Genomic DNA, 25,016 nt, shown 5'->3' on the forward strand with positions numbered 1-25,016 from the left:
GTTTCAATAAGATCGTTGCAGCACCGCTGCCGTCGTCCCCTCGCCCCGCTTTTGCGGGGAGAGGGGACACATCATGCGAGCTTGGTCGCCACCTCCGGCCCCGCCGGCTGATGCATCGCTGCATGCGACGGATCGGCGATCCAGGGCTGCTGGTTGACCATCGGAATGCGCCAGCCGCTATGGCCGTCGCTGCCGAGATGATCGAGCCGCGTGATCGAGCAGTTATCGATGGTGAAAGCCAGTCCCCGCTCCGGCTGGTCGTTCAGGGCGACGCCGATGGCCGACTTGATGGTGCCGCCATGGGCGACCACCACCACGTCCCTGCCCGCATGGTCGCGATTGATGCGCTCAATGCCGCGGCGGGTGCGATTGTAGAGATCCATAAAACTCTCGCCGTTCGGCGAGCGCTCGTCGATCGGCGCGAACCAGTAGCTGCCGACAGCGATGGGACGGCTGGCGAAAAACGCCGCGCGATTCATGCCCTGCCAGTCGCCGAGATGCTGCTCGTTGAAATCCGCATCCTGTGTCATCTCGGCCGGCTTCGGAAACCCGGCAGCCCAGATCGCATCCGCGGTCTGATGCGTACGTTTCAGCTTGCTGGCAAACCACACCGCGTTGCGCGGCAGAACCTTGCCGACCGCGGCGAACACCACGCGATCGCTGCAATCGCAATCCATGTCCTTCTGGCCATAGATGTTGCCGCCGTCGCCGCGCACCGGCGCGTGTCGCACCCACCACCACCGCGTCGCCGTCACACCTTGCGGAACACTGTGCTGCGCCACGAACGGCTTTTCGGTGTTGGACATCGGACCCACCCTTCAATATCGTTTCATGTGTCGTACGTCACAGCGCACAATGCCTCAAGCATCTTCGCGTCGATGAAACCGTGACGCACGATGATGAACTCTAATTTTGAACTCCATATCTTGAATTCCATGTGGCGGCAGTCCGCTCAAGAAATAGTCATCCAACAACACAAGGGAGAGAAACATGGGCCGCCTCGCAGGCAAATCCATCGTCATCACCGGCGCAGGCAGCGGCATCGGCCGCGCCGCAGCGCAACTGTTTGCCAAAGAAGGCGGCAATCTGATCATCGTCGATCGCAGCGACAGCATTCATGAGACGGCGAAGCTCGTCAGCGACGCCGGCGGCACGGTGCAGGCCGTCACCGCCGATGCGGGGTCGGAGGACGACGTGAAGGCCTTCATCGACAAGGCCGTCGCCGCCTATGGCAAGCTCGATGCGATCTGGGCCAATGCCGGCATCTCCGGCGGCCTCGTGCCGCTGCTGGAGCAGACCGTCGATCAATGGCAGGAAATCCTGCGCATCAACCTGATCGGCCCCTTCCTCGCCATCAAGCATTCCATGCCGCATATGATCAAACAGGGCCATGGCTCGATCATCTGCACGGCATCCGTCGCAGGTCTGAAGTCCGGCGCGTCCGGCCACCCCTATGCGTCGAGCAAAGCCGGCGTCATCAGCCTCGTGCAGACGACGGCTTATTCCCTCTCAGGCACCGGCGTGCGCATCAATGCGGTGTGTCCCGGCCTGATCGAAACCGGCATGACCAAACCGATCTTCGACAACGCCAAGGAGCGCGGCACCGCGGGCAAGATCGGCCAGCTCAATCCGCTGAAGCGCGCCGGCCAGCCGCACGAACTCGCCGCCATGGGCCTGTTCCTGGCGAGCGACGAAGCGTCCTATGTGAACGGCCAGGCAATCCCCGTGGACGGCGGTCTCACGGCATCGATGCCCTATGCGGGGAAGCCGATCTAAACTCTCGATGTCATTGCCCGCGAAAGCGGGCAATCCAGTCAACGCCGCAAGTATTTGGAAGCGCGGAAATCGGTGCAAGTCGCCCGGTCAGGCCGGGCGACGACCATCCGCGGCCTACACTCCATCCGGCGGCGATAGAGACGCATTGGCCGCCAACGGACGGTTGCGCACGCGCTCGCGATGGAACGTATAGATGCCCGACACCACGATCACGCTGGCGCCGACGATCATCGCGATATCGGGCATGTCACCGAAGATCGCATAACCCAGCAGCATCGCATACAGCATCTGCGAATAACGCACCGGCGCCACGGCGGAGACATCGCCGACCCGCAGCGCCAGAATCCCGCACTGGAATCCGATCAGCGTCATCACCGCTGCCAATGCGACGAGACCGAGCACGGACGGCGACGGCACGATCCAGTCGCCATGCAGCAAGGTCAGAGTCGCGCCTGCCAGCGCCACTGCGATGGCGGTGAGAAAGGTGACGAACAGCGTCGGAATCTGCGCCGGGATCTGCTTGGTGACGAGATCGCGCATGGCGTAGAAACCGACCGACAGCAGCGCCACCAGCGTGAACTGGCTGAAGCCGTCCGCCCCCGGCCGCACGATGATCAGCACGCCGATGAAGCCGGCCGCGATCGCCAGCCAGCGCCGCCAGCCGACCGGCTCGCCGAGGATCAGCACGGCGCCGCAGGTCATCACCAGCGGCAACGACTGCACGATGGCGGTGACATTGGCGAGCGGCAGCGACGAGACCGCCACCAGAAACAGCGCGGAACCGCCGATCTCGCCGCAGATACGCAGCGACACCGGCGCCGCCAGCAGCACGCGCAGCGACCGCAAGGCGCCCTGATGCAACACCAGCATTCCGATCAGAACGCTGGCAAAAGCCCCGCGCAACATCATCACCTGGCTGAAATGCATCTGCGTTGTCAGGAATTTGGCGAGCGCGTCATTGACGCTGAAACTGGCCATGGACACAGCCATGAACAGGCTGCCGCGCAGATTGGGAGAGAGAGGCAAGATGGGGTCCGGGCATAGCGATATTCCGCAACAAGGAACGCTGCGGCGCAGCGTGCTGTGTGCGGCAGGCCGCAAGCAAGGTCAAGCCGGTGGCTTGCGCATGCCACGCCCATCGTCCGGGCATAGGTCGCGCATGACGATAATAGCCAGACACCCGAACGGGCGGATGCGGGACATGCCCGTTACACGCCCTCGGTCGGCGGCGCGGACGCCTTGGCTTCCACCAGCACGTCGCGGTTGCGGACTCGCTCGCGATGGAAGGCATACAGCCCGGAGCCGACGATGACGGTGGCGCCGAGGATCATCCAGCCATCGGGCACATCGCCGAAGATGAGAAAACCGAGCCCCATCGCCCACAGCAGCTGCGTGTAGCGGAAGGGCGCGACGGCCGAGATGTCCCCTGCCCGCAGCGCGATGATCACACATTGATAGCCGATCAAAACCAGCACCCCGGCGAGCAACAGGAAACTCATCGAGCGGCCGGACATCGGCGCCCAGCCGCCGAGCGGCACGATGAGAAAGCCGCCGACGATCGTGACGACGAAAGTCGTAAGCAGCGTCACGAACACCGAAGGAACGTCCTTCGGAATGCGGCTGGTGGCGAGATCGCGGACCACACAGAACGCCACCGAGATCAAGGCCAGCACGGTGAACTGATTGAACCCCTCCGCGCCAGGTCGCACCACGATCAGCACGCCGATGAAGCCCGCGACGATCGCCAGCCAGCGCCGCCACCCCACCGGCTCGCCAAAGATGAGCGCCGCGCCAAGCGTAATCGCCAGCGACAGCGACTGGAAAATCGCCGAAACATTGGCGAGCGGCAGATGGGTGATCGCAGCGAGGAATGTCGCGGTGCCGCCGATCTCGCCGCACACGCGCAGGGCCACCGGCAGTTTGAACAGCACGCTGACCGGCCGCAGCGCCTGCTGATACCAGGCGAGTGCAAACACCAGCACGATGGAAATGGAGCCGCGCACGAGCATCACCTGGCCGAAATTCATCTCGGCGGTGAGATATTTCGTGGTGGCGTCGTTCATGCTGAAGGCAGCCATCGCCACGGCCATCATCAGGCTTCCGCGCATATTGGGAGAAAGAGGCAAGACAACCGCCGGGATATTCTGGGAAGGGCTGCCGGAGGAGATCCGGAGCAGCATGCGTGATGCAATTTCATCTGCACCAAAACGGCGATGCGAACCAGACGGAGCTTGCGCCGGTGACCTCAGCATATCTGCATGACGCGTGCGGCTACGGCCCGTCCGCGGGCACGCTGCCTGCCTTGGCCGTCATCAGCATCTCGCGATTGCGAAGATGCTCGCGATGGAACGTGTAGAGGCCGGAGGCGACGATGATGGTTGCGCCGACGATCATGGCGCCATCGGGCACATCGCCAAAAATGAGGTAACCCAGCAGCATCGCCCACAGCAGCTGCGTATAGCGAAATGGCGCGACGGCGGAAATATCGCCGACACGCAGCGCCATGATCACGCATTGATAGCCTGCCAGCACCAGCACCGCGGCCACCGTCAACAGCGCAAGCGCGGGGACTGATGGCGTGGTCCAGCCACCGAGCGGCATCACCATCAGGCCGCCGACAGCCGTCATGGATATCGTTGTCAGCAGCGTCACGAACAGCGCCGGAATATCCGCCGGGACCTGCTTGGTGGCGAGATCGCGCAGCGCGTAGAACGCGACCGAACCCAGCGCCAGCAAGGTGAACTGGTTAAAGCCGGCAGCGCCGGGCCTGACGATGATCAATACGCCGACGAACCCCGCCGCGATCGCCAGCCAGCGCCGCCAGCCGACGCGTTCGCCGAACATCAGTACCGCGCCGAGCGTAATCGCCAGCGGCAGAGACAGGATGATCGCCGCCACATTGGCGAGCGGCAGATGGGTGATCGCCAGCAGAAACAGGATCGTCCCGCCGACCTCGCCGACGATGCGCATCGCGACCTGCGGCACGAACAGAATGCGCAGCGGCCGCAACGCGCCGCGATGGGCGGCCAGCGTCGTGATCAGCACGATTGCCACGACGCCACGCAGCAGCACGAGCTGCCCGAAATTCATCTGCGGCAGCAGGAATTTCGAGATCGCATCGGTCACGCTGAAGCTCGCCATGGCCCCGACCATGAACAGGCTTCCGGTAAAATTGGGAGACAGCGCCAAGATGTCCGCCGGGAAAAATGGAGGCGGGCAAAGGCGCTTCTGCGCCGGGCCCACCGCGACCGTCACGACACGGGTGGTTGAAATGATGGGCACGGCGCTGCGCGCCTTTGCCCACCCTGCAGGCCGCCTATTTCGCGCCGGCGAGCTGCGCGTATTTCCACGACGCCTGCGCCAGCGGCACCGTGCGCTTGATGGATTCCTTCGCCTTCGCCGACGACGCGGTGCCGTCGCGGACGCGGCCGGCGATGCCCTGCAGAATGCCGGTCAGCCGGAACAGGTTGTAGCAATAGTACCAGTTGAGATCGGGCACGTCCTTGCGGCCGGCATAGTCGCAATAGATCCGCGCCGCCTCGTCCATGGTCGGGATATCGAGCGCCTTGAAATCGAGCCCGTCGAGACCGGGCATGATCCACTGCATCAGAAGATAGGTGAAGTCGGCCATGGGATCGCCGAGGGTCGAGAGCTCCCAGTCGAGCACCGCCTGCACCTTCGGCTGTGTGGCGTGGAACACCATGTTGTCGATGCGATAGTCGCCATGCACCACCGACACGCGCTCCTGCTCGGGCACCGAGGTCGGCAGCCATTCGATCAGCCGCTCCATCTCGGGAATGAGCTGGGTCTCCGAGGCGCGATACTGCTTGGTCCAGCGATCGACCTGGCGCGCAAAGTAATTGCCGGGGCGACCGAAGTCGCCGAGCCCGATCTTTTCGGGATCGTAGCTGTGCAGCTGCGCCAGTGTCTCGATCTTCGATGTGAAGATCGCGCGGCGCTCGCTCTTGTCGACCGCCGGCAGCGCGGGGTCCCAGAAGATCCGCCCCTCCTCCATCGACATCACATAGAAGGCCGAGCCGATCACCGCATCGTCGGTGCAGAGCGCATAGGCGCGCGCCACCGGAAAGCCCTGCTTGCCGAGCGCGGCGATCACCTTGAATTCACGATCGACGGCATGCGCCGATGGCAGCAGCTTGCCGAACGGCTTGCGCCGCATCACGTAGGAACGCTTCGGGGTGTTCAGCCGGTAGGTGGGGTTCGACTGCCCGCCCTTGAACTGCAGGACCGTCAGCGGCCCCTCGAAGTCTTCGACATGCTGGCGCATCCAGGCTTCGAGCGACGCCTCGTCGAAGCGGTGCCGGTCTTCCACCGGTCGTGTGCCGTTATATTCGTCGTCGCGCTTCACACCATCGGTATCGGTCACGTCGTATCCTCACGTTTCTTTTCTTGTCGGCCGCCTCTCGGTTGTCATCGCACGGCCGTGCGCGCAATTGCGCGCTAGGACCGGGCGAACCAGTAAACACCGCCGTCTCAATTTACCACTGACGTCGGCGTGTACTGGATCCCCGCTCTACGCACGCCTTCGGCGTGCTGGGCGGGGATGACAAGTGAGCGCGGTTACGTTTTCTAGTGCCTTCCCGCCAATGCCTCCACCGACGTATCCGGCGCATTGGCGTATTTCTTCAACTCGAGCCGCGCGATGGCGCGATTATGCACTTCATCGGGGCCGTCGGCCAGACGCATCGTGCGCATGGACGCATAGTCGCGGGCGAGACCCGCATCGTCCGACACGCCGGCGGCGCCGAAGGCCTGGATCGCGTTGTCGATGATCTTCAGCGCCATGTTCGGGCCGGAGACCTTGATCATCGCGATTTCGAGCTGGGCGGTCTTGTTGCCGACCTTGTCCATCATGTCGGCCGCCTTGAGGCAGAGCAGACGGTTCATCTCGATATCGGTGCGAGCCTCGGCGATCCGCTGCTCCCAGATCGAATATTCAATGATCTTCTTGCCGAAAGCCGTGCGCGACTGCAGGCGGCGCACCATCTTCTTCAGCGCTTCCTCGGCCTTGCCGATGGTGCGCATGCAGTGATGGATGCGGCCCGGACCGAGACGGCCCTGGGCGATCTCGAAGCCGCGGCCCTCGCCGAGCAGGATGTTCTCCTTCGGCACGCGCACGTTTTCGAGCAGCACCTGGGCATGACCGTGCGGTGCGTCGTCGAAGCCGAACACCGGCAGCAGCTTCTCGACGGTGATGCCCGGAGTGTCGAGCGGCACCAGGATCTGCGACTGCTGCTGATGCTTGGCGGCGGACGGATCGGTCTTGCCCATCAGGATGGCGATCTTGCAGCGGGGATCGCCGACGCCCGACGACCACCACTTGCGGCCGTTGATCACATAGTGATCGCCGTCACGCTCGATCCGCGTTTCGATATTGGTCGCGTCCGACGACGCCACTGCCGGCTCGGTCATCAGGAAGGCCGAACGAATCTCGCCGTTCATCAGCGGCTTCAGCCACTTCTGCTTCTGCTCCTTCGAGCCGTAGCGCATGAACACTTCCATATTGCCGGTGTCCGGCGCGGAGCAGTTGAACACTTCAGACGCCCAGCCGATATGGCCCATCTGCTCGGCCAGCAGCGCATATTCGAGATTGCTCAGTCCCGCGCCGTGGAATTCGTCATCCTCATGCGACGACGGCGGCATGAACATGTTCCACAGGCCTTCGGCCTTGGCCTTCTTCTTCAGTTCCTCGACGATGGGGATGACCTTCCAGCGTTCGCCCGTCTCGTCCTGCTGGCGATAGATCGGCACGGCGGGGCGGACATGCTTGGTCATGAAGGAGGACACGCGCTCGAGCCATTCGCGCTGGCGGTCCGACATCGTGAAATCCATGGGACGTTCCTCTTTGTTCTTCGCAATCTTTGGCGGCACTGTTGTCCCGCGAACAGCTGTCCGCAAGCGAAAAATGCGCGCGAAACGTCGCTCGCCTTTCAGGCCTGCGCACATCGCGGGGGCGATGGCATGAGACGGAATGTCCCGGCGCTGCGATTACCCGTCGATAGGGGCGCGCATTGACATTCCGCTCACTCAAACGATAGTTTCATACAAGTGTTTGAAAAGCAATCGCCGGGATCGGCGCCTGTCGCATGGCGCCATGTTCCGCCGGATCGGTTGCACGAAAAGGAATTTGGCGGGGATCAAGGCATGGCAGCAGACCGCACCCGCACCGCCATCATCACCGCAGCCGAGCGGCTCTATGCCGAGCGCGGCTTTGCGGATGTGACGATGCGCGACATCGTGGCCGCGGCCGACGTCAATCTCGCAGCGGTGAATTATCACTTCGGCTCGAAGGACGAGCTGATCGCCGAATTGTTCGTGACGCGAAGTATCGCCACCAATCGCGAACGCCTGCACGAATTGAAGAGGCTTGAAGAAGCCGGCGGCGGCCGCGCCACGCCGAAGGACATCTTCACCGCCCTCGTCGGCCCGACCATGCGCGGCTGCCTCGGGCCCGAAAAACAGCGCTCCGATGCCGCGCGCTTCATGATCCGCGCCTCGATTGAGAGTGTCCCGCCGATCCGCAAGATCAAGAACCGCGAGGTCGATCACCTCAAGCGTTTCGCTGCCGCATTGCGCCGTGCCCTCCCCGATCACGATCCAGCCGACATCTTCTGGACATTGCATTTCGCGCTCGCCATGGCCCACCAGACCATCCGCGACACCGAACGCCTGACCCGCATGTCGGACGGCCTGTGCGATCTCGACGATGTGCAGGCGATCATCGACCGCGTGGTGAATGTCGCGGTCACGGCGCTGACGGGGAAACCGGCACGGGTCAAGGCAAGGGCCTAGTCCCGCTCTTCTGTCGTTACCCGCGAAAGCGGGTAACCCAGTAGACATCAGCGGTCATGCTTGAGCATCGCCGCCAGTGTCTACTGGGTTGCCCGGTCAAGCCGGGCAACGACAGAACTCCCCTCTACCGCTGCCGCGATTCGCAGCGTATGCCGCTGACATGAGCGCGCAGGACGCCATCGATTTCGTATCGGACGACATCGCCGAGGTCGGCGCGTTGATGCGTTCGCTGTCCGGCCGCTATGAAGCCATTTTCGGCAATTTCCGTTCGGCCTGCGGCGTCGTCTGCGAGCGCGCTGCGAGCCTGCAAGACGCAGCGCGCGACGTCGTCGATCTCGCCGGCGCCGCCAGCGCCAGCGTCTATGCGCACATCCCCAATCAACCGCCGCTCGCCTGCGCCAGCGGCTGCGCTGCCTGCTGTCATCTCTATGTCCAGATTCCGCCCGGCATCGCCCGCTTGATGGCCGATCACGTCGAGACCCACTTCTCGCCTGCCGAGCGCGATGCGCTGTATGGCCGGCTGCAGATCGCAGCCGCGGCCGTCCGCAACGCCGCGGACCCGACAAAACTCCGTCACCGCTGTCCCCTGCTCGGCGAGGACAATTGCTGCACGGTCTACGATGTCCGCCCGCTGTCCTGCCGCGCCTTCACCTCGCGTTCGGTGGCACGCTGCAACGATGTCGTGTTCGGCGACATCGCAGACGGCACGGGCGTCGAACAGAACGCCGCGCATTACCGCATCCACATGGAAGCGACCTTCGCGCTCGAACAGGCGGCCCGGGATCGCGGACTGCCCGCAGACCAGCAGGGTCTCGCGGAGGCGTTGCTGGCCGAAATGGGCGCCCGCTAAAACCCCGTCAGAACGACGGCGGCGGACAAGCACTCGCCACCGTATTCACTGCTCGCGTGAGCCGCGAGCTACGCAAACTCATTCAGCTCCCGCAGCCTGCATCGTTGAAAGAACTTGCTGCCAAATCACCGTTCGAGACGATGCCCGTCGTTTTCGCGTTGGCCCGATTGTTAAAGACTTTCGGTTTCGTCAACATCCCTCCTCCGCCCATGCCAACACATAGCCGGAGCAGACGATGAGCTACAAATTCAAGGACGTGTTTACAGGAACACAAACCGCGTTGAGCACCGATCCCGCGCAGGCGCAAGCGGTGTTTCATGCACAGTCCCGTCTTGGCGACGGCGTCAACAGCGCAGTCGCGATCCGGCAGTTCAACATCGGCGTCGATGAGCCGCCGGGACTCGGCGGGCAAGACACCGCGCCCAATCCGGTGGAGTACATTCTGGCGGCGCTCGGATCTTGTCAGGAAATCACCTATCGGCTGCACGCCGACGCACTTGGTATTCCCTTGAACGGCGTTTCAGTTCGACTCACCGGCGCCATCGATCTGCGGGGCTTCTTCAACGTCGCGCAAGACGTGCGGCCTGGCTTTCAAACGATCGAAGCCGACGTGACCTTGGACAGTCCGGCGTCGCAGGAAGACCTTGCGCGCCTGAAGGATATCGTCGATCGCCACTGTCCCGTGCTGGATATCCTGCGCAACTCCACGCCGGTGACGCTGTCTCTCCGCACCGAGCCGCTGAACGCCGCGGCCGGGTGACGCGCGGCGCGGAGCCCTTCAAAACGTCGGCGGGGTGCAGGCGCTGATCACTTCGCACGGCTTCGCGCCGACACAGCGAAAGCGATGCGGACGCCGGCTTTCGAAATAATAGGCGTCGCCGGGGTCGAGGATGCGGCGCTCGTCGTCGACGATGACCTCGAGCCGTCCCGAAATCACGATGCCGCCCTCCTCGCCGTCATGCACCAGCGGCACCCGCCCGGTGTCGCTGCCCGGCTCGTAACGTTCCTTCAGGATCTGCAGGGCACGGCCGAACAGGTTGTCGCCGACCTGGCGATAGGAGATCGGCGACTTGCCGATCTCGGTCAGCTCGTCGGCGCGATAGAACGCCTTGCGCGGCCGGTCCGGCTCGATGGCGAAGAATTCGGCGAGCCCCATCGGGATGCCGTCCAGAATCCGTTTCAGCGCGCCGACCGACGGGTTCATCTGGCCGGATTCGATCAGCGAGATCGTCGAATTGGTGACGCCCGCGCGCTTGGCCAGCTCACGCTGCGACAGCTTGTGACGGCCGCGCACGAAGCGCAGCCGTTCGCCGAGATCGATGCTCACGCCATCATCCTGTTGCGAGTGTTTCGGATCGAACAAATATCGTCTAGACAGCCAAGCAAAATCAATAGCTTGATCAGTCCAAGAAAAGGACTTGTTGCAATGTCACGAACATGATCCAGATGCGAAAATCAGCCCGATGATCAGCCCTGGGAGGCGTGCCGTGACCGTCCATCAGATTCCGAACAGCTTGCAACTCGACACCTTCTGGATGCCGTTTACGGCCAACCGTCAGTTCAAGGCGGCGCCGCGCATGTTCGCGTCGGCCAAGGGTATGTATTACACCACCGAAGACGGCCGCCAGGTGATCGACGGCTCCGCCGGCCTATGGTGCACCAATGCCGGCCACGGCCGTCGCGAGATTGCCAGCGCCGTGGAGAAACAGCTCTCCACTCTCGATTTCGCCCCGGCCTTCCAGATGGGCCATCCGCTGGCCTTCGAATTCGCCAACCGCCTCGCCGAGATCGCCCCCGCCGGCCTCGACCGCATCTTCTTCACCAATTCCGGTTCTGAATCCGGCGACACCGCGCTGAAGATCGCCATCGCCTATCAGCGCGCCATCGGTCAGGCCACGCGCACACGCCTGATCGGCCGCGAGCGCGGCTATCACGGCGTCGGCTTCGGCGGCACCTCGGTGGGCGGCATGGTCAACAACCGCCGCGCCTTTGTATCGGCGCAGCTGCCGGGTATCGACCACATCCGCCACACGCACGATCTCGCGCGCAATGCCTTCTCGAAGGACCTGCCGGAATACGGCGCCGAATTCGCCGACGATGTCGAGCGTCTGGTCGCGCTGCATGGCGCCGACACTATCGCCGCCGTGATCATCGAGCCGGTGCCGGGCTCGACCGGCGTGCTGCCGCCGCCGAAGGGCTATCTCGAGCGCCTGCGCGAACTCTGCACCAAACACGGCATCCTTTTGATCTTCGACGAAGTCATCACCGGCTTCGGCCGCCTCGGCGCTCCGTTCGCCGCGCAGTATTTCGGCGTCACGCCGGATATCATGACCACCGCCAAGGGCATCACCAACGGCACCGTGCCCTGCGGCGCTGTGTTCGCCAGCCGCAAGATCTATGATGGTCTGATGACCGGCCCGGAAAGTCAGATCGAGCTGTTCCACGGCTACACCTATTCGGCGCATCCGGTCGCCTGCGCCGCCGGCATCGCAACCCTCGACATCTACAAGAACGAAGGCCTGCTCACCCGCGGCGCGTCGATGGCCGAATACTGGCGCGACAGCCTGCATGCGCTGAAGGGCCTGCCGAACGTCATCGACATCCGCAATTGCGGCCTGATGGGCGCCGTCGAACTCGCGCCGCGCAAGGACGCGCCGGGCGCGCGCGGCTATGAGGTGATGGTGGATTGCTTCAACACCGGTCTCTATCTGCGCCAGAGCAGCGACGCCTTTGCGATGTCGCCCCCGCTCACCGTAGAGAAGAACCATATCGACGACATGATGACGATCCTCAGCGCCGCCATCAAACGCGTCGCGTAACGACAGACGCCTTCGCGTCAGAAGCTAAAACCCCGACGGTGCGAAGGCGCCGTCGGGGTTTTCTTTTGGCCCTTACCCCGTGTCCCGGACGCGATGCGGCATTCTTCATGCCGCTTCGCAGAGCCGGGACCGTATCAAACGCCGGAATTCGTGACGGTTCCGGCTCAGCAATACAACACGCGAAGGCGCGTGCTGCATCGCGTCCGGGACACGAGTCTATATTCCCCGCGCTGCGATCAGTTGCCGGATGAATTCCGGCGCTTTCGCGCTCGGCAGCCAGCGCGTCACGGCGATCATGTCGGCGTCGCGATCGATCCAGATCATGTTGCCGCCGGCCCCGAGCGCATAGACCGCCGTCTCCGGCGCGCTTTTGTTGGCATGTGGTCCGCGATTCAGCCACCACAGGAAACCGTAATTCGGCTGCAGCGCCGACGGTGCCCACATCGCATCGATCCAGCTCTGCGACAGCAGCTGCTTGCCATTCCATGCGCCGCCCCGCGCCATCAAGAGGCCGAAGCGCGCATGGTCGTCGGCACCGATGAACATGCCGCCGCCCCAATGGCCGCCGCCCGGCACCGACTGCACCCGCTGGCCGCCGATCTCCACCCATGAATTGTCGTAGCCGAGCCAGCTCCAGTCGTTCGACGCGCCGATGGGGGCCATGATGCGCTCGCGCAGCACATCCGGCAGCGGCCGCTTGAACAGATTGAGCAGGCTCAGCGACAGCAGGTTCACGCGCACATCGTTGTATTCGTAAAACGCGCCCGGCGCGTGCAGCGCGCGCAGTTCGCCCTTGCGGCTGTTGTCGGCATTCGGCGCGACCAGGCGGTTGTGATCGATCTGATCCGGCTTGCCGAACAGCTCGCCGCGCCATTCGCTGGTCTGTTGCAGCAGATGCCGCCAGGTGACCCTGCCGTTATGGGCATCAGCGAACAGCGGCCCCGGCACGCGCCGGCCCACGGGCTCGTCGAGATCGCCGATCAGCCCGTCATCCACGGCGAGCCCCGTCAACACCGCGAGATAGCTCTTGGCGATGGAGAAGGTCATGTCGGGCCGCGCGACATCGCCCCACGACGCCAGCACGCGCCCGCTCTGCAGCACCATGCCCGCCGATCCGCCGCGTTCGCGCACCGGCCCCAGCACCGCGCTCCATGGTCCGGTTTCATTCCAGTCCACATTCGGCGCATAGCGGCCGTCATCGTAATAGAAACCGCGCGGCCACGGCGTCTCATTCGCCTCTGCAAAGGCCACGGCGGATGCGAGCCTGTCCGGCGCATAGCCGGCGGCATGTGGATCGATCTTGTCCCAGGCGTTTCCGCTGGCCGGGAAATAAGGTTGGTCGGTCATGGGCGGATCAAGCTCGCTTTGGACAACACATCCCGCTTATCGACCGGATCGGAACCGGCGACAACCGACAGCAGCGCGAGCGCTCTCGCGCGATTTGCATGGATCGCTGCAGCCTGCTCTCACCTCCAAAGGCAGGAGCGACATGCATGCAGTTCTCGATGGCATGGCAGCGTCGCAATCAACGCGGCAAGTTCGAGAAGTTCTAATACCCACCTATTGCTGAGCTAACTGAAGCTGATGCAGATACGGCCTCGTACCTCGGACTCAGGCGATCAATTCCGGCGTGTGCAGGCATGACACGCGGGGTGCGAAAGACGTGCGCCCTTCACTGTATCCGCTGCAGGACGACCTGCATCGCCAGCCTTGTCCGGCAGCAGCGGCGAAATCCTCACCCACTGCGCCTCGTTCAATTCGTAGCGCTTCGTCGCCATCACATGCTCCGTGCAAATCACGGAACCCTATGAATCAGCGATTAAGCCTCTAGGGAATCCTGAATATCGATCCGTCCCAGCCCTTGCTCCGCAGCCTGTCCGGTGCCGGCCTTTCGCGGAATGATCTCACCCGTCGTCTCGTCGATCACGACCTCCACATAGGAGGCCGGTTGACCTGTCCGCACGAATTGCGATCATTCGACGATAGCGCGATCGCCATCACCCACCGCCGGCGTTGCCAACCAGTAATTGCCGGCATTGCAGTGGATCGCTCGTTCCGGCGCGTTACGCAATCGATCATATGGGGCGCGTCATGACCGTCGATCCGGCCGTGACAACACGAAAGCCCCAGAAGCAAAGCTGGCAGCGCGCTGCTTTAGTATACCAAACAGACGTTCAGAAGCTGACCCTGATCTGCGCTGATCCGCCGATGCGGTTGGCGTTGGCGGAAAGCTCTCCGTCAAGGTTGAGGCCGAGTGTGACGCATTCGCTGAGGCGGGCGCTGATGCCGGAGGCGATAAGCACGCTGTTGCGATCGGTTGCGGCACCCGTGGCCCTGAAGGCGGCGGCGGACAGCCCCACCAGGCTCGCTGTGAGGTCGTTCTCGCGCTGGAATTGATGCGCCCAGGCCGCACGGATATAGCCGATTACGGAAACGCCGCCGAAGAGGCCGTCAGCGCCGAGTTGCAGGCCGAACTCGCTGCGCGAGGTGATCTCGCTACGCTTGTTTAAGGCGAGCGCCCCTGCGCTGACACCGGCCCCGTTGGTCTCGACCACCGCTGGATTGCGAACGTGCGTCGCCTGCAGTGCAGCCAGGGGCGAGAGGCTGAGTCCGTTCCCGGTGAAGGCGGCCACGCTCGCCTGCAAGCGCCCGCTCCAGGCTGTGGTCTCGTAGGACGAGGACAGGCTCGAGCCCAGCGCCGGAATGCCGCGGCTGACGTCGTTATTGAGCTTCGCGTATCCCGCCGCGGCGCCGAGCTCGAGCGGGCCGAGCTGGGTCATGCCGTAAATGCCGGCCTGGAAGACATCGGCATCGACCTTGCCGATGAGCCCCGGCAGCGAGACGCGCGCCCTGCCGCCAGCGACGGCGAGGCCCGCGACGGTGCCCTGCGTCAGTCGCATATCGATGCCCGTAGCCAAATGAGTATCGGCGGTGGTGCGTGGGGCGGAACCAATCGCCGCGGCACCGTCGGTGCGGCCATGAGAACCGAACACCGAGCCCCACACCGAATAACCGGACGGATCGCGCCGCGACGCGGCGCTCGTTTTCTCGGCGCTTACCAGCCCCGGGGAGGCCGCAGATCCCCTGCCCGTGGCGCCGGCATCCAGTCGCCCGGCAGCCATCGGATCAAGCATCGCGCGGAGGAACTGGTCGGCTGCCACATTGGCCATCGCGGGAACGGCGATGTGAATCTCGCCGGAAAGCTGGTTGATCGCTGCCGGGATTGCCGCAGCCGGCAGGTTGTAGATCGCGAACAGCGGCGAAGGATCGCCGCCAGCCGCGACGGCCCTGTCAATCGCCGTCGCCACCGAATAGACATTGGCTAGCGCGACGCCTGCGGGATTGAGCGCACCTACGGTTGGCGCCAGCTGCTGGGGCGTCAGTGTCAGTTGAACGTCGGTCGGGGTATAGGCCATCGCCATCGCGACGCCGCCGCCGAAGGTGCCGGTCAGATCGACGGGGCTGAAAGTGCCGGTGCGGCCGCCAGCCGCCGAAAGTAGCGTATAGGGCGTGTTGAAAACGTAGGGGCCGCCGAGCGGAATGATCTTGAGCGTACCGGCGAGCGCGGCCGCGCCGGTGACGTTGATCCGATCCGAAACCGCGCCCTGTATCTCCGCCTCGTAGACGGAGCCTGCACCGAGCGTCAGATTGCCGTTCACGGTCAACGTTCCCGGCGAATTGCCTGGAGCCAAGATGCCGCCATTGACGACTGTCGTAGGGAGCACACCGGAGCCGCCAAGCCGAGCCCCTGCTGCCACCATCACGCCTGACGACGACGCGATCGACCCGTTCACGACCAGCTTCCCTTCATTGACGAGGGTCGAGCCGGTATAGGCGCTATTGCCTTCCAATGTCAGGGTGCCCGAAGTCTCCTTGACCAGAGACAGACGGCCAACCCCATCCTCCAGATATCCCTTGAAAGAGCCGGACCCCACACTGAGCGCTGCGGAACTAGCGACATTGTTGCTGATACGGCCTGCGCTCCCTTGGAGATAATGCAACCGTAAATCGAACCCGCCGACATTCAGTGTTCCGCCGGCCATGGACAGGCCGCCCGTGCCGAGCGCATCTGCGGCCGCTAGCGTGACCGAACCGTCTGCGATAGTCGTGCCGCCAGAATAGGAGTTCGTCGCGCTCAACAGCAGCGATCCCGGGCCCGCCTTGGTGAGCGCGCCAGTCCCGCTTATCACGCCGGACTGGAGCAATGTGTGTGCCGAATCCGCGACATCGATCGTACCACCTCCCGGACCCAATGTGATTGTGCGCGCGAGGACCGGAAGTCCCGTTCCAGTCACGCGGAGGGCTCCGCCATCGAAGCTCAGGCCCACAGCACCAGCACCCAGACTGCCATTCGATGCAACCGACAAGGTACCGCCGTTGATGAACCACGGCGTAGCGTTCGAGTTGGTGCCAATCAGGGTCCAGGTTGCGCCCCCCAGCTTTTCGAACGACGTGAAGCCGCGATATTGCCCAGATGCGCTGACCTGGGAGATGTCGAATGAAGCGTCATTCGTCCCGCCGAGGGCGAGCGTTCCGCTGGCGCCCGCGCTGGTATCCACCACAACATTGCCGGTGATTGCGGAATAGGTCCCGCCAGCATTCGCGGCTTGCAGTTCAAGCCGGTTCACACCGCCGCTGAACAATATCGCATTGGCTCGCGGACCAGTGCCCCCATCCGCCAAACCGCCACTGATCGACCCGGCATTGGTGACCGACAGATCCGAACCTGAAATGCCGACCCCGCCCAAGCCAGCGGCGCCCGTCGTCGTAGTGTTATAAACGGATCCGCCTGCACCGCCGTTGCCGCCCGAGATAGTCCCGCTGTTGAAGATGATGTTGCCCGATCCGCGGATGGCATCTCCGCCCGCCCCTCCGGAACTGGCGGGCGCGTCGTATGAGCTGCCACCCCTTCCGCCCGCACCGCCAATAATGGTGCCCGCCGAATTGATGACCTGGCCGGCCCCCAGCACCCCGGCTCCCCCTGCTCCTCCATCCCCTCCTGCGATCGTGGATCCCTGTCGAGCTCCTCCCCAACCACCGCCGAACCCTCCCGCTCCACCCGCGAGGGTGCCAGACAACAGATCGAGACGAGAGCCCGCGGCGGTGAAGCCGATGCCTGCGCCTCCGCCGCCTCCAAACCCGCCACCGATATTCGTAACCGCGTTGAGAGAGCCAGGACCATGCCCGTTTCCGCCGACCCCACCGCTGATCCGACCCGATGTTCCGACATCGACCACGATCGCGCCTGCTCCGGTAGAGAGAATGCCGTAACCGCCGGCACCGCCACCGCCGCCACCGCCCTCCAATGCCAATCCGCCGTTGCCACCGGCACCTCCACCGAAGGAGTTGTTGACATTCACAGACCCGCCGGAAGCGACTAGGCCGCTTCCGCCGCCGCCACCGCCGCTGCCGCTCTGGCCCGGGCCCGCCGAACTGTTGCCGTCTCCCCCTTTGCCACCGTCGCTGAAATGCCCGTCTACGCCAGCCGCACCGCCGGCCGAGCCGGAGGATGAGACGCCACCTGCTTGACCGGCCCCGCCTCCGCCGCCGCCGCCGCCTCCGGTACCGCCTGTGCCTGGACTTCCAGCGATAAAGGGCGCACCGCCTGCGCCGCCCGGTTCGGCGCCGCTGCCAAATCCTCCATCGCCCCCGGACTGAGCGGCAGCGAGGCGAGGCATAATTAGAGCGAGGATGGCGACGGCCCGGGCAATTCCGCGCAGATGCGAACGTCGCACGTTCCTTGTAATGAAGCCGGAGCTCTGCACGAGCGGAGATTTGTCAGCGATCCTCATCGGGCACCATTCTGACCCGGCGCCAGCCGAAGAGGCGGTCATGTTGATTAGGTCAACGTTCATGGGGCCTGGTGAAGTCGGGAGCATGGAAAGCCTGAGGAGTTCGACTCGCGTAAACTCGAGAGAAGCCGCGTTGGATTAACCGGTTCTCGTACAGACGCCGGAAACGGCGAAGTCCAAACTTTGCAGGTATCGCACGATGAACCACGGTTTCGAGCCAGCTTGTAACGCCGGGCGCCTTCATCCCGCAGTGGCTGCCTATGCGGAATGGCCGGTCTGGCGCCGCGCGGGAGATCTGCTCCGCTTGGCATCGTTCCGCCCCGCTTTGCATGCCTACTGCAAGGCGATGATGCAGCCGCCGAAGATGGCTTGGCCGGCGGATAAGTTCTTCGGGCAGAAGCTGCGCTATCTCGTTTCCTATGCCTTGATCGGTCAAGATGCGCGTTGGCGAAGGAGCGGTGGAGAGCTGCCGACGCTCTCCTCACTTCAACGGGCGGCGCATGCGAGCGCCCGGCAGGTATCTAATCTGGTCGCATCGCTGAAGCTGGGCGGGTATGTCGTCTCAGTCCGCTCTTCTGACGATCGGCGCGTTGTGCGGCTGCAGCCTACGATGACGCTCAGCCTGGAAATTGCTCGCTCCCCACTGACGTTTCTGGAAGCCTCCGAGCTCATTGATCCCCCGCCACGACCGCTCGCCAAACAGTTGCGCGCCGAAGGCGACATGTTGGGCGACTGGCTGGGCTGCTCCTACGATCTGTTCCTCCAGCAAGATCTCTACTTTACGCCTTTCGTGAATATTGTTCGGCTGACTGAACAAGATTGCGGCTATCCGGTTCTCTCGGCCGTGCTGAGCGCGCATTATGGCGGCGGCATAGATAAGGCTGAACCGGTGCTGCTTTCCTACGGAGCGCTAGCAGAGCGCTTCCGTCTCTCCCGCCAGCACATCGGCAATATCTTCAATGAGGCTGAAAGACGTGGCTGCTTTGCGGTTGATCCCGGCGGCCGCACAGTGACGGTCTTGCCCGACTTTCTGTGGGAGTTCGAAACCTGGGCTGCAGGTCAAATCGCCTTGTATCGCTTAATCGCAGAGCAAGTCACCCGAGATCGATGCGATCAGGTGATTGATGTTGTATACCATAGTGCGCCACAAGCTGACCTTGGTGCTGGGCCACGAGGATGTGGTAGTAAGACATAGTGATCGCTGGATGAAGGTCAAACCGGAGGAAACGCACGACGTCGCAATCATCGGATTTGGCGAAGACCGTGACAAACACGTCGGACGGATTGGCTTCTCCAAGAACGCTTTACGTGAGATGCGGCAAGCGTCGGTATCAGGTCGAGCTTTCCGACTTTGGTAGCACGCGATTGTCGGCCGAAGCCGTGCTTTCGCCTTGCCTACCACGAAATCGGCAGTAGGCTTGTCACCCATAAGATCAAAAGAACAGGGAGCCGAAATGCCCCGCTCGCACCAAGTCTCTGGTCTGATCGTCGGAGCGTTTGTGTTCGCGTTGACCGGATTGGAACCGGGCGGCGCGGCTGAACCCACACCGAAAAATGGTGGCTTGGTCACTATGGCGACAGGCGCGCAGGTTCAGGGCTTTGACCCTCTCACCATACGTGCGGCCAATCGCGAGACGATTATGGCCGGTGCGCTCGTGTTCTCGAACTTCTTCACGCTCAACGAAAAAGGCGAACGCGTCCCGGACCTCGCCACCTCGCTTGAGGGCTCGCCTGACGGTTTGACGTGGCTGTTGAAGCTGCGGCCGGGACTTAAGTTTTCCAACGGGTCCCCTTACACCGCGCACGACGTGATACGTCACTTTCAACGCATCCTTGATCCCTCAAAAAATCAAGCGTTCGCGGCGGCTATCGGCGAATTGAAGGAGGCCATTGCGATCGACGATACCACCGTAGAATTCCGCTTGACGTATCCCCGGACCGCATTCTCGAGCATCTTCTCCACCGATAACCATCTTATCTGGGCCATGCCCGCTGAATATCAAAACAGCGCTGGTCTCGACCTCAACCGCCGTCCGATCGGAGCCGGCCCCTACGTGATGACAGACTGGAAACAGGACGACAGCATCACCTTTGAGAAGAACCCCAACTACTGGAATCCGGGAGCCCAGCACCTCGACAAAATTGTGATCCGCTTTCTGCCCGAACCGGCCGCACGTTTTACGGCGGTAAAGACCGGTGACATTGACATCTTCTACGAGCCACTCGGCAAGCAGGTGAACGAAGCACGTAACAGCAAGAGCTTGAAGGTCGTAGAGTACATCGGCACCGGCGCCTCCACCCTTAATATCAATACATCATCGCCCCCACTCGACGACGTCAGGGTACGGCAAGCGCTGGCCTATGCGCTGGATCGCAATGTCGAGCTCAAGGTCGCCTACGACGGTGTCGGTCAGCTCGCCACCAGTTTCTGGGGACCTAGTTCGCTGTGGCATTGCCCAGACGTTGGCTATCCTGAATACAATCCAGAGAAAGCCCGGGCCCTGCTCAAGGACTACGGTAAACCGGTCAAGGTCGTGCTCCAGTCGGAGCCCACATCGACAAGAGCGATCTCTGCGCAGCTCTACCAGAGCTTCTGGCAGAAGGTCGGCATCGAAGTAGAGATCAACAACATTCAGGGGGGACCATCTTATATCAACGCGGTACTGCGCGGCGACTACCAGATCGCATTCTGGGAGGTAGTCGATGTGCCTGACCCCGACTTTCAAGTCTACCAAGCGTTCTTTTCGAAGAGCGGAGGCAACATCACCAGGATCAGTGATCCAAAGCTCGACGAGGCCATCGACGCCGGGCGCCGCAGTCCCGATATCGGCGTCCGGAAGAGAGCGTATTGCGATTTCAGCAAGCAGATGGCGAAACTGATGCCTATCATGTTACGCACCCAGTCGAACTATTCCGCCATCACGCAGCCGCGGGTTCATAATATTCCACCGCTGCGCCGCGGCCTGCTTCGCCTTAACGAAGTCTGGGTGGATCCGAAATAATTTCGATCTTTGAGATAGCGATGCAAAGTGTAGGCGATGATGCAGTACTTCATGTACAAGCTAATGCGCCTGATCCTGGTATTGCTTTTGGTCACCACGGCCACTTTCTTGCTCTTGGATATGCTGCCGGGTGACGTCGCGCTCACCCTGCTTGGCAACGAGGCGACGCCAGAGGCAATAGCGCAGGTGCGGGCTGAACTCGGCCTCGATCGGCCGGTGGTCATGCGCTATTTGCATTGGCTGGTCAGTTTCATGCTCGGTGACCTCGGCCGCTCGTACATTACTCAAGTGCCGGTCATGGAAGCGATCATCGATCGGCTTCCAGTGACGATTGAGCTGATACTACTGAGTCAGGGATTTGCGCTGCTCCTCGCCGTGCCATCTGGCGTGTTGTGCGCCTACAAGGCAGGCAGCCGGATCGACCGGCTAATCAACTCCGCAGCGCTTTTATTGCTTGCCGCGCCGGTGTTCGTCACTGCCATCCTGTTGATGTTCCTGTTTGCGCTCAAGCTGCGCTGGCTGCCGTCCACCGGCTACGTACCGTTCATGACCGATCCGATAGGCAATCTTGCGCGTCTTACCTTGCCTGCGCTCGCGATCGGATTGTCGGAATGGCCGCCGCTGTTCGCCGTGCTGCGCGCCGACATGATCAAGACATTACAGCAGGACTATATCGCGCTCGCCAAAGCCAAGGGACTTACACCCGCTTCCATCCTGCTGCGGCACGCGCTGCGGCCGTCATCGTTCACACTGGTAACGATCACAGGCCTGCAAATCGCCACGGCGATCACGGGCGCCTTGGTGGTGGAGACAATTTTCGGTCTGCCGGGAGTCGGCCGCATGCTGACAGGTGCCGTATATAACCGTGACATGATGCTGGTCCAGGGCTGCGTCGCGTTGATCTCCGTCGGCTATGTCTTGATCAATTTTGGTGTCGACCTGATCTACGCGCTGCTCGATCCGAGGATCCGCCAATGACTGCGGCCATTGACGATCAAGCCCAGACAACGGTGCCGGCGAGTGAGGGGTTGAACCACCCGCTCACACGCCACCGGCCGGGCCTCCTCTTCTGGATTCCGATGTCCTGGATCACGTTGGTCGTCGTCCTGGCAGCGACCGCGCCCCTGCTGCCACTGCGCAGCCCGACTGAAACTGATTTCACCGTCATCTCTAATTGGCCAGATGCAACCTACTGGTTCGGCACCGACCAGCTCGGTCGCGACATCTTCTCGCGCTCTGTGTTCGGCGCGAGAATTTCCCTTGTCGTCGGACTGCTTGCGCCTGCTATCGGCCTTGGATTTGGCATGGTCCTTGGCATCGCCGCTGGCTATTTCCGGGGCCGCACCGAATCCGCCATCACCACCTCCATGGACGCCATCATGGCGTTTCCCGGTATCCTTATCGTTCTTGCGGTGACCGCCTATGTCGGCGCCAACACCGCTGTTCTCATCTTCCTGCTCGGCTTTCTTACGATCCCGGCGTTCATGCGGGTAGCGCGCGCCAACACGCTGGTGTTCGCCAAGCGTGAATTCGTGCTGGCAGCGCGTGCTATGGGTGCGTCCCATGGGCGGGTGCTGACGCTCGAAATCTTGCCGAACGTCGGCATCCCGATGCTGATTTACGCGTGTCTCGTGGTCTCGCGCATCATCGTGATCGAAGGCGTGCTGTCCTTCCTGGGCTTGAGCGTGCCCCCACCGCAGCCGACGTGGGGCAACATGATCGCGGACGGGCAGACCGATCTGGCGACATCGCCCTACATTGCCTTCATCCCCTCTGCGCTGATGTTCCTCACGGTGCTGTCCATCAACCTGATCGGCGAGCGTCTGCGTGCCCAGACAGATTTCCGCGGCACTGCCCTATGACAGGAAGATGTACGGCCCTCCTGGAGGTCACCGATCTTGTGACACACCTCCATACGCCTCGTGGCATTGTGCGGGCGGTGGATGGCATGTCGTTTTCAGTTCAGCGGGGTGAGACGGTCGGTATCGTCGGCGAGTCCGGTTCCGGCAAGAGCGTGCTTGCGCGAACTATTATGAGAATTCTGGCGAACGACGGTTCGGCCACCACGAACGGCCGCATTGCATTCGAGGGCCGCGACCTCCTCACGCTCTCGGAACGAGAGATGCGCGATGTTCGCGGCAAGGACATCGCCATGGTCTTTCAGGATCCGACGTCGTCGCTCAATCCGGTCAAACGCATCGGATCTCAGATCGAGGAGGTGATCACACGCCATCTCGGTTTACGCGGCCGTGCTGCCAAAACCCGCGCGGTCGAGCTGCTCACCTCCGTCGGAATTCCCCTGCCGGCCGAGCGGCTGCACCAGTATCCGCACCAGCTATCCGGCGGCATGCGCCAGCGGATTGCCATTGCCATCGCGCTCGCGTGTGAGCCGAAGCTGTTGATCGCCGACGAGCCGACCACTGCGCTCGATGTTACTATCCAGGCGCAAATCCTCGATCTTCTGCAGCGTCAACAGCGCGCTCACAACATGGCAATGATTCTGATCTCGCACGACCTCGGCGTGGTGGCGCAGTACACCGACAAAGTTGCGGTGATGTACGCCGGGCAGATGGTTGAGCGCGCATCGACGCGGTCGCTGTTCCACGATTATCGCATGCGCTACACTCAAGCGCTGATCCGCTCCGCACCAAACCTTTCCGATCCGCCGCACACCCGGCAGCGCGCGATTTCGGGACGGCCGCCGGACATGCTGACGCCCCCGACCGGATGCCGCTTCAACCCACGCTGCGATTACGCGAGCGATCTGTGTAGGATCGATCATCCAGAGTTATCGATGACCGATGCGGACCCCATGCATCTCTACGCCTGCTGGCATCCTGTCCGCGCGCGCGGAGTATTGCCATGAAGTCAGACGAACTCCTGATCCTCGACAACCTGTCGGCGACATACAAGCTGCCGCGCGGCCTGCAGCTTACAGCCGTCGCAAACGTCAGTTTCGTTGTCTATAAGGGCGAAACTCTCGGGCTTGTCGGCGAGTCGGGCTGTGGCAAGTCGACGGTCGGACGCTCGATCATGCAGCTCCCACCGCCGACTGGCGGGACGGTGATTTTCCAGGGACACGACCTTGCTAGCCTGAATGCCGGAACGCTGCGCCGTATCCAGACGCGGCTGCACATGATCTTCCAGTATCCGAATTCCTCACTCAATCCCCGCCGCAAGGTGCGCGATATTGTGGCCGAGCCGATGGCGATCGCTGGCGTGGGCACCGCTCAGGAACGCGTGCGCCGTGTGCGCATTGCGCTCGAAGCGGTAGGTCTTGATCCGGATCTGGTTATGAACCGCCGCCCACACGAATTTTCCGGAGGCCAATGCCAGCGTATCGCAATCGCCCGTGCGCTCATCATGGAGCCCTGTCTCATCATCTGCGACGAACCTGTCTCGGCGCTCGACGTCTCGGTGCGCGCGCAAATCCTTAACCTGCTGGAGGATATGAAAGCGCGCTATGGCCTGACGTTGCTGTTTATCAGTCATGACCTTGCCGTCGTGAAGAACATCAGCGACCGGGTCGCGGTCATGTATCTTGGTCGCCTTTGCGAACTAGCCTCGTCAGAGCGGCTCTACGAAGCGCCCCTCCATCCCTACACCGCGGCGCTGATGGCTGCCATTCCTGTCATGGACCCCGACAGAGGCAGCGCCCCCTTGCGGTTGCTCGTCGGTGAACTGCCCTCGCCCATCAATCCGCCGAGCGGCTGCCGCTTTCGGACACGATGTCCGCGCGCGGCGACGCGTTGTGCGGAGCTCGAGCCGAAATGGCGGGAAGCAGAACCAGACCACTTCGTCGCTTGTCACTTTCCTCTCGACCACCCTAGTGAATAAGGCGATGTTCCGAGGTCTGCGCTTCGCCGGATGAAGCATGGTTCCTTCGGTTCGATCCGCAAGTCAGCCGCCAGGATTCGTCTCCTCCATTTGACGATGATCTGCTGGTTGACGTCGTAGCTTCTGACAA

At 62.7% G+C, this 25,016-nt stretch carries 22 protein-coding genes; 11 read left to right on the top strand and 11 right to left on the bottom strand.

Annotation, left to right across the window (positions count from 1 at the left end; translation table 11 throughout):
- Nucleotides 1-71: 71 nt before the first annotated feature.
- The gene (locus tag E0H22_RS17080) at nucleotides 72-806 is read right to left on the bottom strand and encodes a histidine phosphatase family protein (protein WP_233022191.1); all 735 of its coding nucleotides are present in this window, start codon (nucleotides 804-806) and stop codon (nucleotides 72-74) included.
- Nucleotides 807-990: 184 nt separating this feature from the next.
- On the opposite strand from E0H22_RS17080, the gene E0H22_RS17085 reads away from it, so the two are divergent.
- The gene (locus E0H22_RS17085; protein WP_233022192.1) at nucleotides 991-1,776 is read left to right on the top strand and encodes an SDR family NAD(P)-dependent oxidoreductase; all 786 of its coding nucleotides are present in this window, start codon (nucleotides 991-993) and stop codon (nucleotides 1,774-1,776) included.
- A 114-nt stretch (nucleotides 1,777-1,890) separates the two neighbouring features.
- Here E0H22_RS17085 and E0H22_RS17090 read toward each other — a convergent pair whose 3' ends face one another.
- From E0H22_RS17090 to E0H22_RS17110, 5 genes are all read right to left on the bottom strand, one after another.
- On the bottom strand, nucleotides 1,891-2,802 hold the full coding sequence (locus E0H22_RS17090; protein ID WP_233022193.1) for a DMT family transporter: 912 nt from the start codon (nucleotides 2,800-2,802) through the stop codon (nucleotides 1,891-1,893).
- A gap of 182 nt (nucleotides 2,803-2,984) precedes the next feature.
- Nucleotides 2,985-3,869, bottom strand: coding sequence for a DMT family transporter (locus tag E0H22_RS17095; RefSeq protein ID WP_233022194.1), 885 nt, complete (start codon nucleotides 3,867-3,869; stop codon nucleotides 2,985-2,987).
- 178 nt (nucleotides 3,870-4,047) lie between these two features.
- Nucleotides 4,048-5,058, bottom strand: a complete 1,011-nt coding sequence (locus tag E0H22_RS17100) for a DMT family transporter (protein ID WP_233022195.1) — start codon at nucleotides 5,056-5,058, stop codon at nucleotides 4,048-4,050.
- Between the two features lie 34 nt (nucleotides 5,059-5,092).
- Nucleotides 5,093-6,160, bottom strand: coding sequence for a phosphotransferase family protein (locus tag E0H22_RS17105; protein WP_233022196.1), 1,068 nt, complete (start codon nucleotides 6,158-6,160; stop codon nucleotides 5,093-5,095).
- 203 nt (nucleotides 6,161-6,363) lie between these two features.
- Nucleotides 6,364-7,626, bottom strand: a complete 1,263-nt coding sequence (locus E0H22_RS17110; protein ID WP_233022197.1) for an acyl-CoA dehydrogenase family protein — start codon at nucleotides 7,624-7,626, stop codon at nucleotides 6,364-6,366.
- 312 nt (nucleotides 7,627-7,938) lie between these two features.
- On the opposite strand from E0H22_RS17110, the gene E0H22_RS17115 reads away from it, so the two are divergent.
- The 3 genes from E0H22_RS17115 to E0H22_RS17125 all read left to right on the top strand — a co-directional run bounded on the left by E0H22_RS17115 (nucleotide 7,939) and on the right by E0H22_RS17125 (nucleotide 10,196).
- Nucleotides 7,939-8,586 (top strand): TetR/AcrR family transcriptional regulator, encoded by a 648-nt coding sequence (locus E0H22_RS17115; protein ID WP_233022198.1) that lies wholly within the window; start codon nucleotides 7,939-7,941, stop codon nucleotides 8,584-8,586.
- Between the two features lie 160 nt (nucleotides 8,587-8,746).
- Nucleotides 8,747-9,436, top strand: coding sequence for a YkgJ family cysteine cluster protein (locus E0H22_RS17120; protein ID WP_233022199.1), 690 nt, complete (start codon nucleotides 8,747-8,749; stop codon nucleotides 9,434-9,436).
- Between the two features lie 235 nt (nucleotides 9,437-9,671).
- Nucleotides 9,672-10,196, top strand: a complete 525-nt coding sequence (locus E0H22_RS17125; RefSeq protein ID WP_233022200.1) for an OsmC family protein — start codon at nucleotides 9,672-9,674, stop codon at nucleotides 10,194-10,196.
- A gap of 18 nt (nucleotides 10,197-10,214) precedes the next feature.
- Here the strand turns inward: E0H22_RS17125 and E0H22_RS17130 are convergent, their stop codons facing one another.
- On the bottom strand, nucleotides 10,215-10,763 hold the full coding sequence (locus E0H22_RS17130; RefSeq protein ID WP_233022201.1) for a cupin domain-containing protein: 549 nt from the start codon (nucleotides 10,761-10,763) through the stop codon (nucleotides 10,215-10,217).
- 160 nt (nucleotides 10,764-10,923) lie between these two features.
- On the opposite strand from E0H22_RS17130, the gene aptA reads away from it, so the two are divergent.
- Nucleotides 10,924-12,255, top strand: a complete 1,332-nt coding sequence (gene aptA, locus E0H22_RS17135) for an omega-aminotransferase AptA (RefSeq protein WP_430715161.1) — start codon at nucleotides 10,924-10,926, stop codon at nucleotides 12,253-12,255.
- A gap of 216 nt (nucleotides 12,256-12,471) precedes the next feature.
- On the opposite strand, the gene E0H22_RS17140 is transcribed toward aptA, so the two are convergent.
- From E0H22_RS17140 to E0H22_RS17155, 4 genes are all read right to left on the bottom strand, one after another.
- Nucleotides 12,472-13,602: a serine hydrolase domain-containing protein gene (locus tag E0H22_RS17140; protein WP_233022203.1), complete on the bottom strand. Its 1,131-nt coding sequence runs from the start codon at nucleotides 13,600-13,602 to the stop codon at nucleotides 12,472-12,474.
- 272 nt (nucleotides 13,603-13,874) lie between these two features.
- Nucleotides 13,875-14,033, bottom strand: a complete 159-nt coding sequence (locus E0H22_RS26065; RefSeq protein ID WP_430715162.1) for a hypothetical protein — start codon at nucleotides 14,031-14,033, stop codon at nucleotides 13,875-13,877.
- A 41-nt stretch (nucleotides 14,034-14,074) separates the two neighbouring features.
- Nucleotides 14,075-14,218: a hypothetical protein gene (locus tag E0H22_RS17150; RefSeq protein ID WP_233022204.1), complete on the bottom strand. Its 144-nt coding sequence runs from the start codon at nucleotides 14,216-14,218 to the stop codon at nucleotides 14,075-14,077.
- Between the two features lie 211 nt (nucleotides 14,219-14,429).
- Entirely contained in the window at nucleotides 14,430-17,933 is a 3,504-nt protein-coding gene (locus E0H22_RS17155) for an autotransporter outer membrane beta-barrel domain-containing protein (protein ID WP_233022205.1), read from the bottom strand.
- Nucleotides 17,934-18,246: 313 nt separating this feature from the next.
- Here E0H22_RS17155 and E0H22_RS17160 point away from each other — a divergent pair, with 313 nt between their 5' ends.
- From E0H22_RS17160 to E0H22_RS17185, 6 genes are all read left to right on the top strand, one after another.
- Nucleotides 18,247-19,242: a MarR family transcriptional regulator gene (locus E0H22_RS17160; protein ID WP_233022206.1), complete on the top strand. Its 996-nt coding sequence runs from the start codon at nucleotides 18,247-18,249 to the stop codon at nucleotides 19,240-19,242.
- A 259-nt stretch (nucleotides 19,243-19,501) separates the two neighbouring features.
- Nucleotides 19,502-21,049 carry an ABC transporter substrate-binding protein gene (locus tag E0H22_RS17165; protein ID WP_233022207.1) on the top strand — a complete coding sequence of 516 codons (1,548 nt, stop codon included), beginning with the start codon at nucleotides 19,502-19,504 and terminating at the stop codon, nucleotides 21,047-21,049.
- A gap of 36 nt (nucleotides 21,050-21,085) precedes the next feature.
- Entirely contained in the window at nucleotides 21,086-22,027 is a 942-nt protein-coding gene (locus tag E0H22_RS17170; protein ID WP_233022208.1) for an ABC transporter permease, read from the top strand.
- A complete protein-coding gene (locus tag E0H22_RS17175; protein WP_233022209.1) occupies nucleotides 22,024-22,911 on the top strand; it encodes an ABC transporter permease in 888 nt (295 codons plus the stop codon). The genes E0H22_RS17170 and E0H22_RS17175 overlap by 4 nt, the downstream gene beginning before the upstream one ends.
- A complete protein-coding gene (locus E0H22_RS17180) occupies nucleotides 22,908-23,915 on the top strand; it encodes an ABC transporter ATP-binding protein (protein WP_430715163.1) in 1,008 nt (335 codons plus the stop codon). Before E0H22_RS17175 ends, E0H22_RS17180 begins: the two co-directional genes overlap by 4 nt.
- The gene (locus tag E0H22_RS17185) at nucleotides 23,912-24,886 is read left to right on the top strand and encodes an ABC transporter ATP-binding protein (protein ID WP_233022211.1); all 975 of its coding nucleotides are present in this window, start codon (nucleotides 23,912-23,914) and stop codon (nucleotides 24,884-24,886) included. Before E0H22_RS17180 ends, E0H22_RS17185 begins: the two co-directional genes overlap by 4 nt.
- Nucleotides 24,887-25,016 lie beyond the last annotated feature (130 nt).

It is taken from the genome of Rhodopseudomonas boonkerdii, from assembly GCF_021184025.1.
GTDB classification, from domain to species: domain Bacteria; phylum Pseudomonadota; class Alphaproteobacteria; order Rhizobiales; family Xanthobacteraceae; genus Tardiphaga; species Tardiphaga boonkerdii.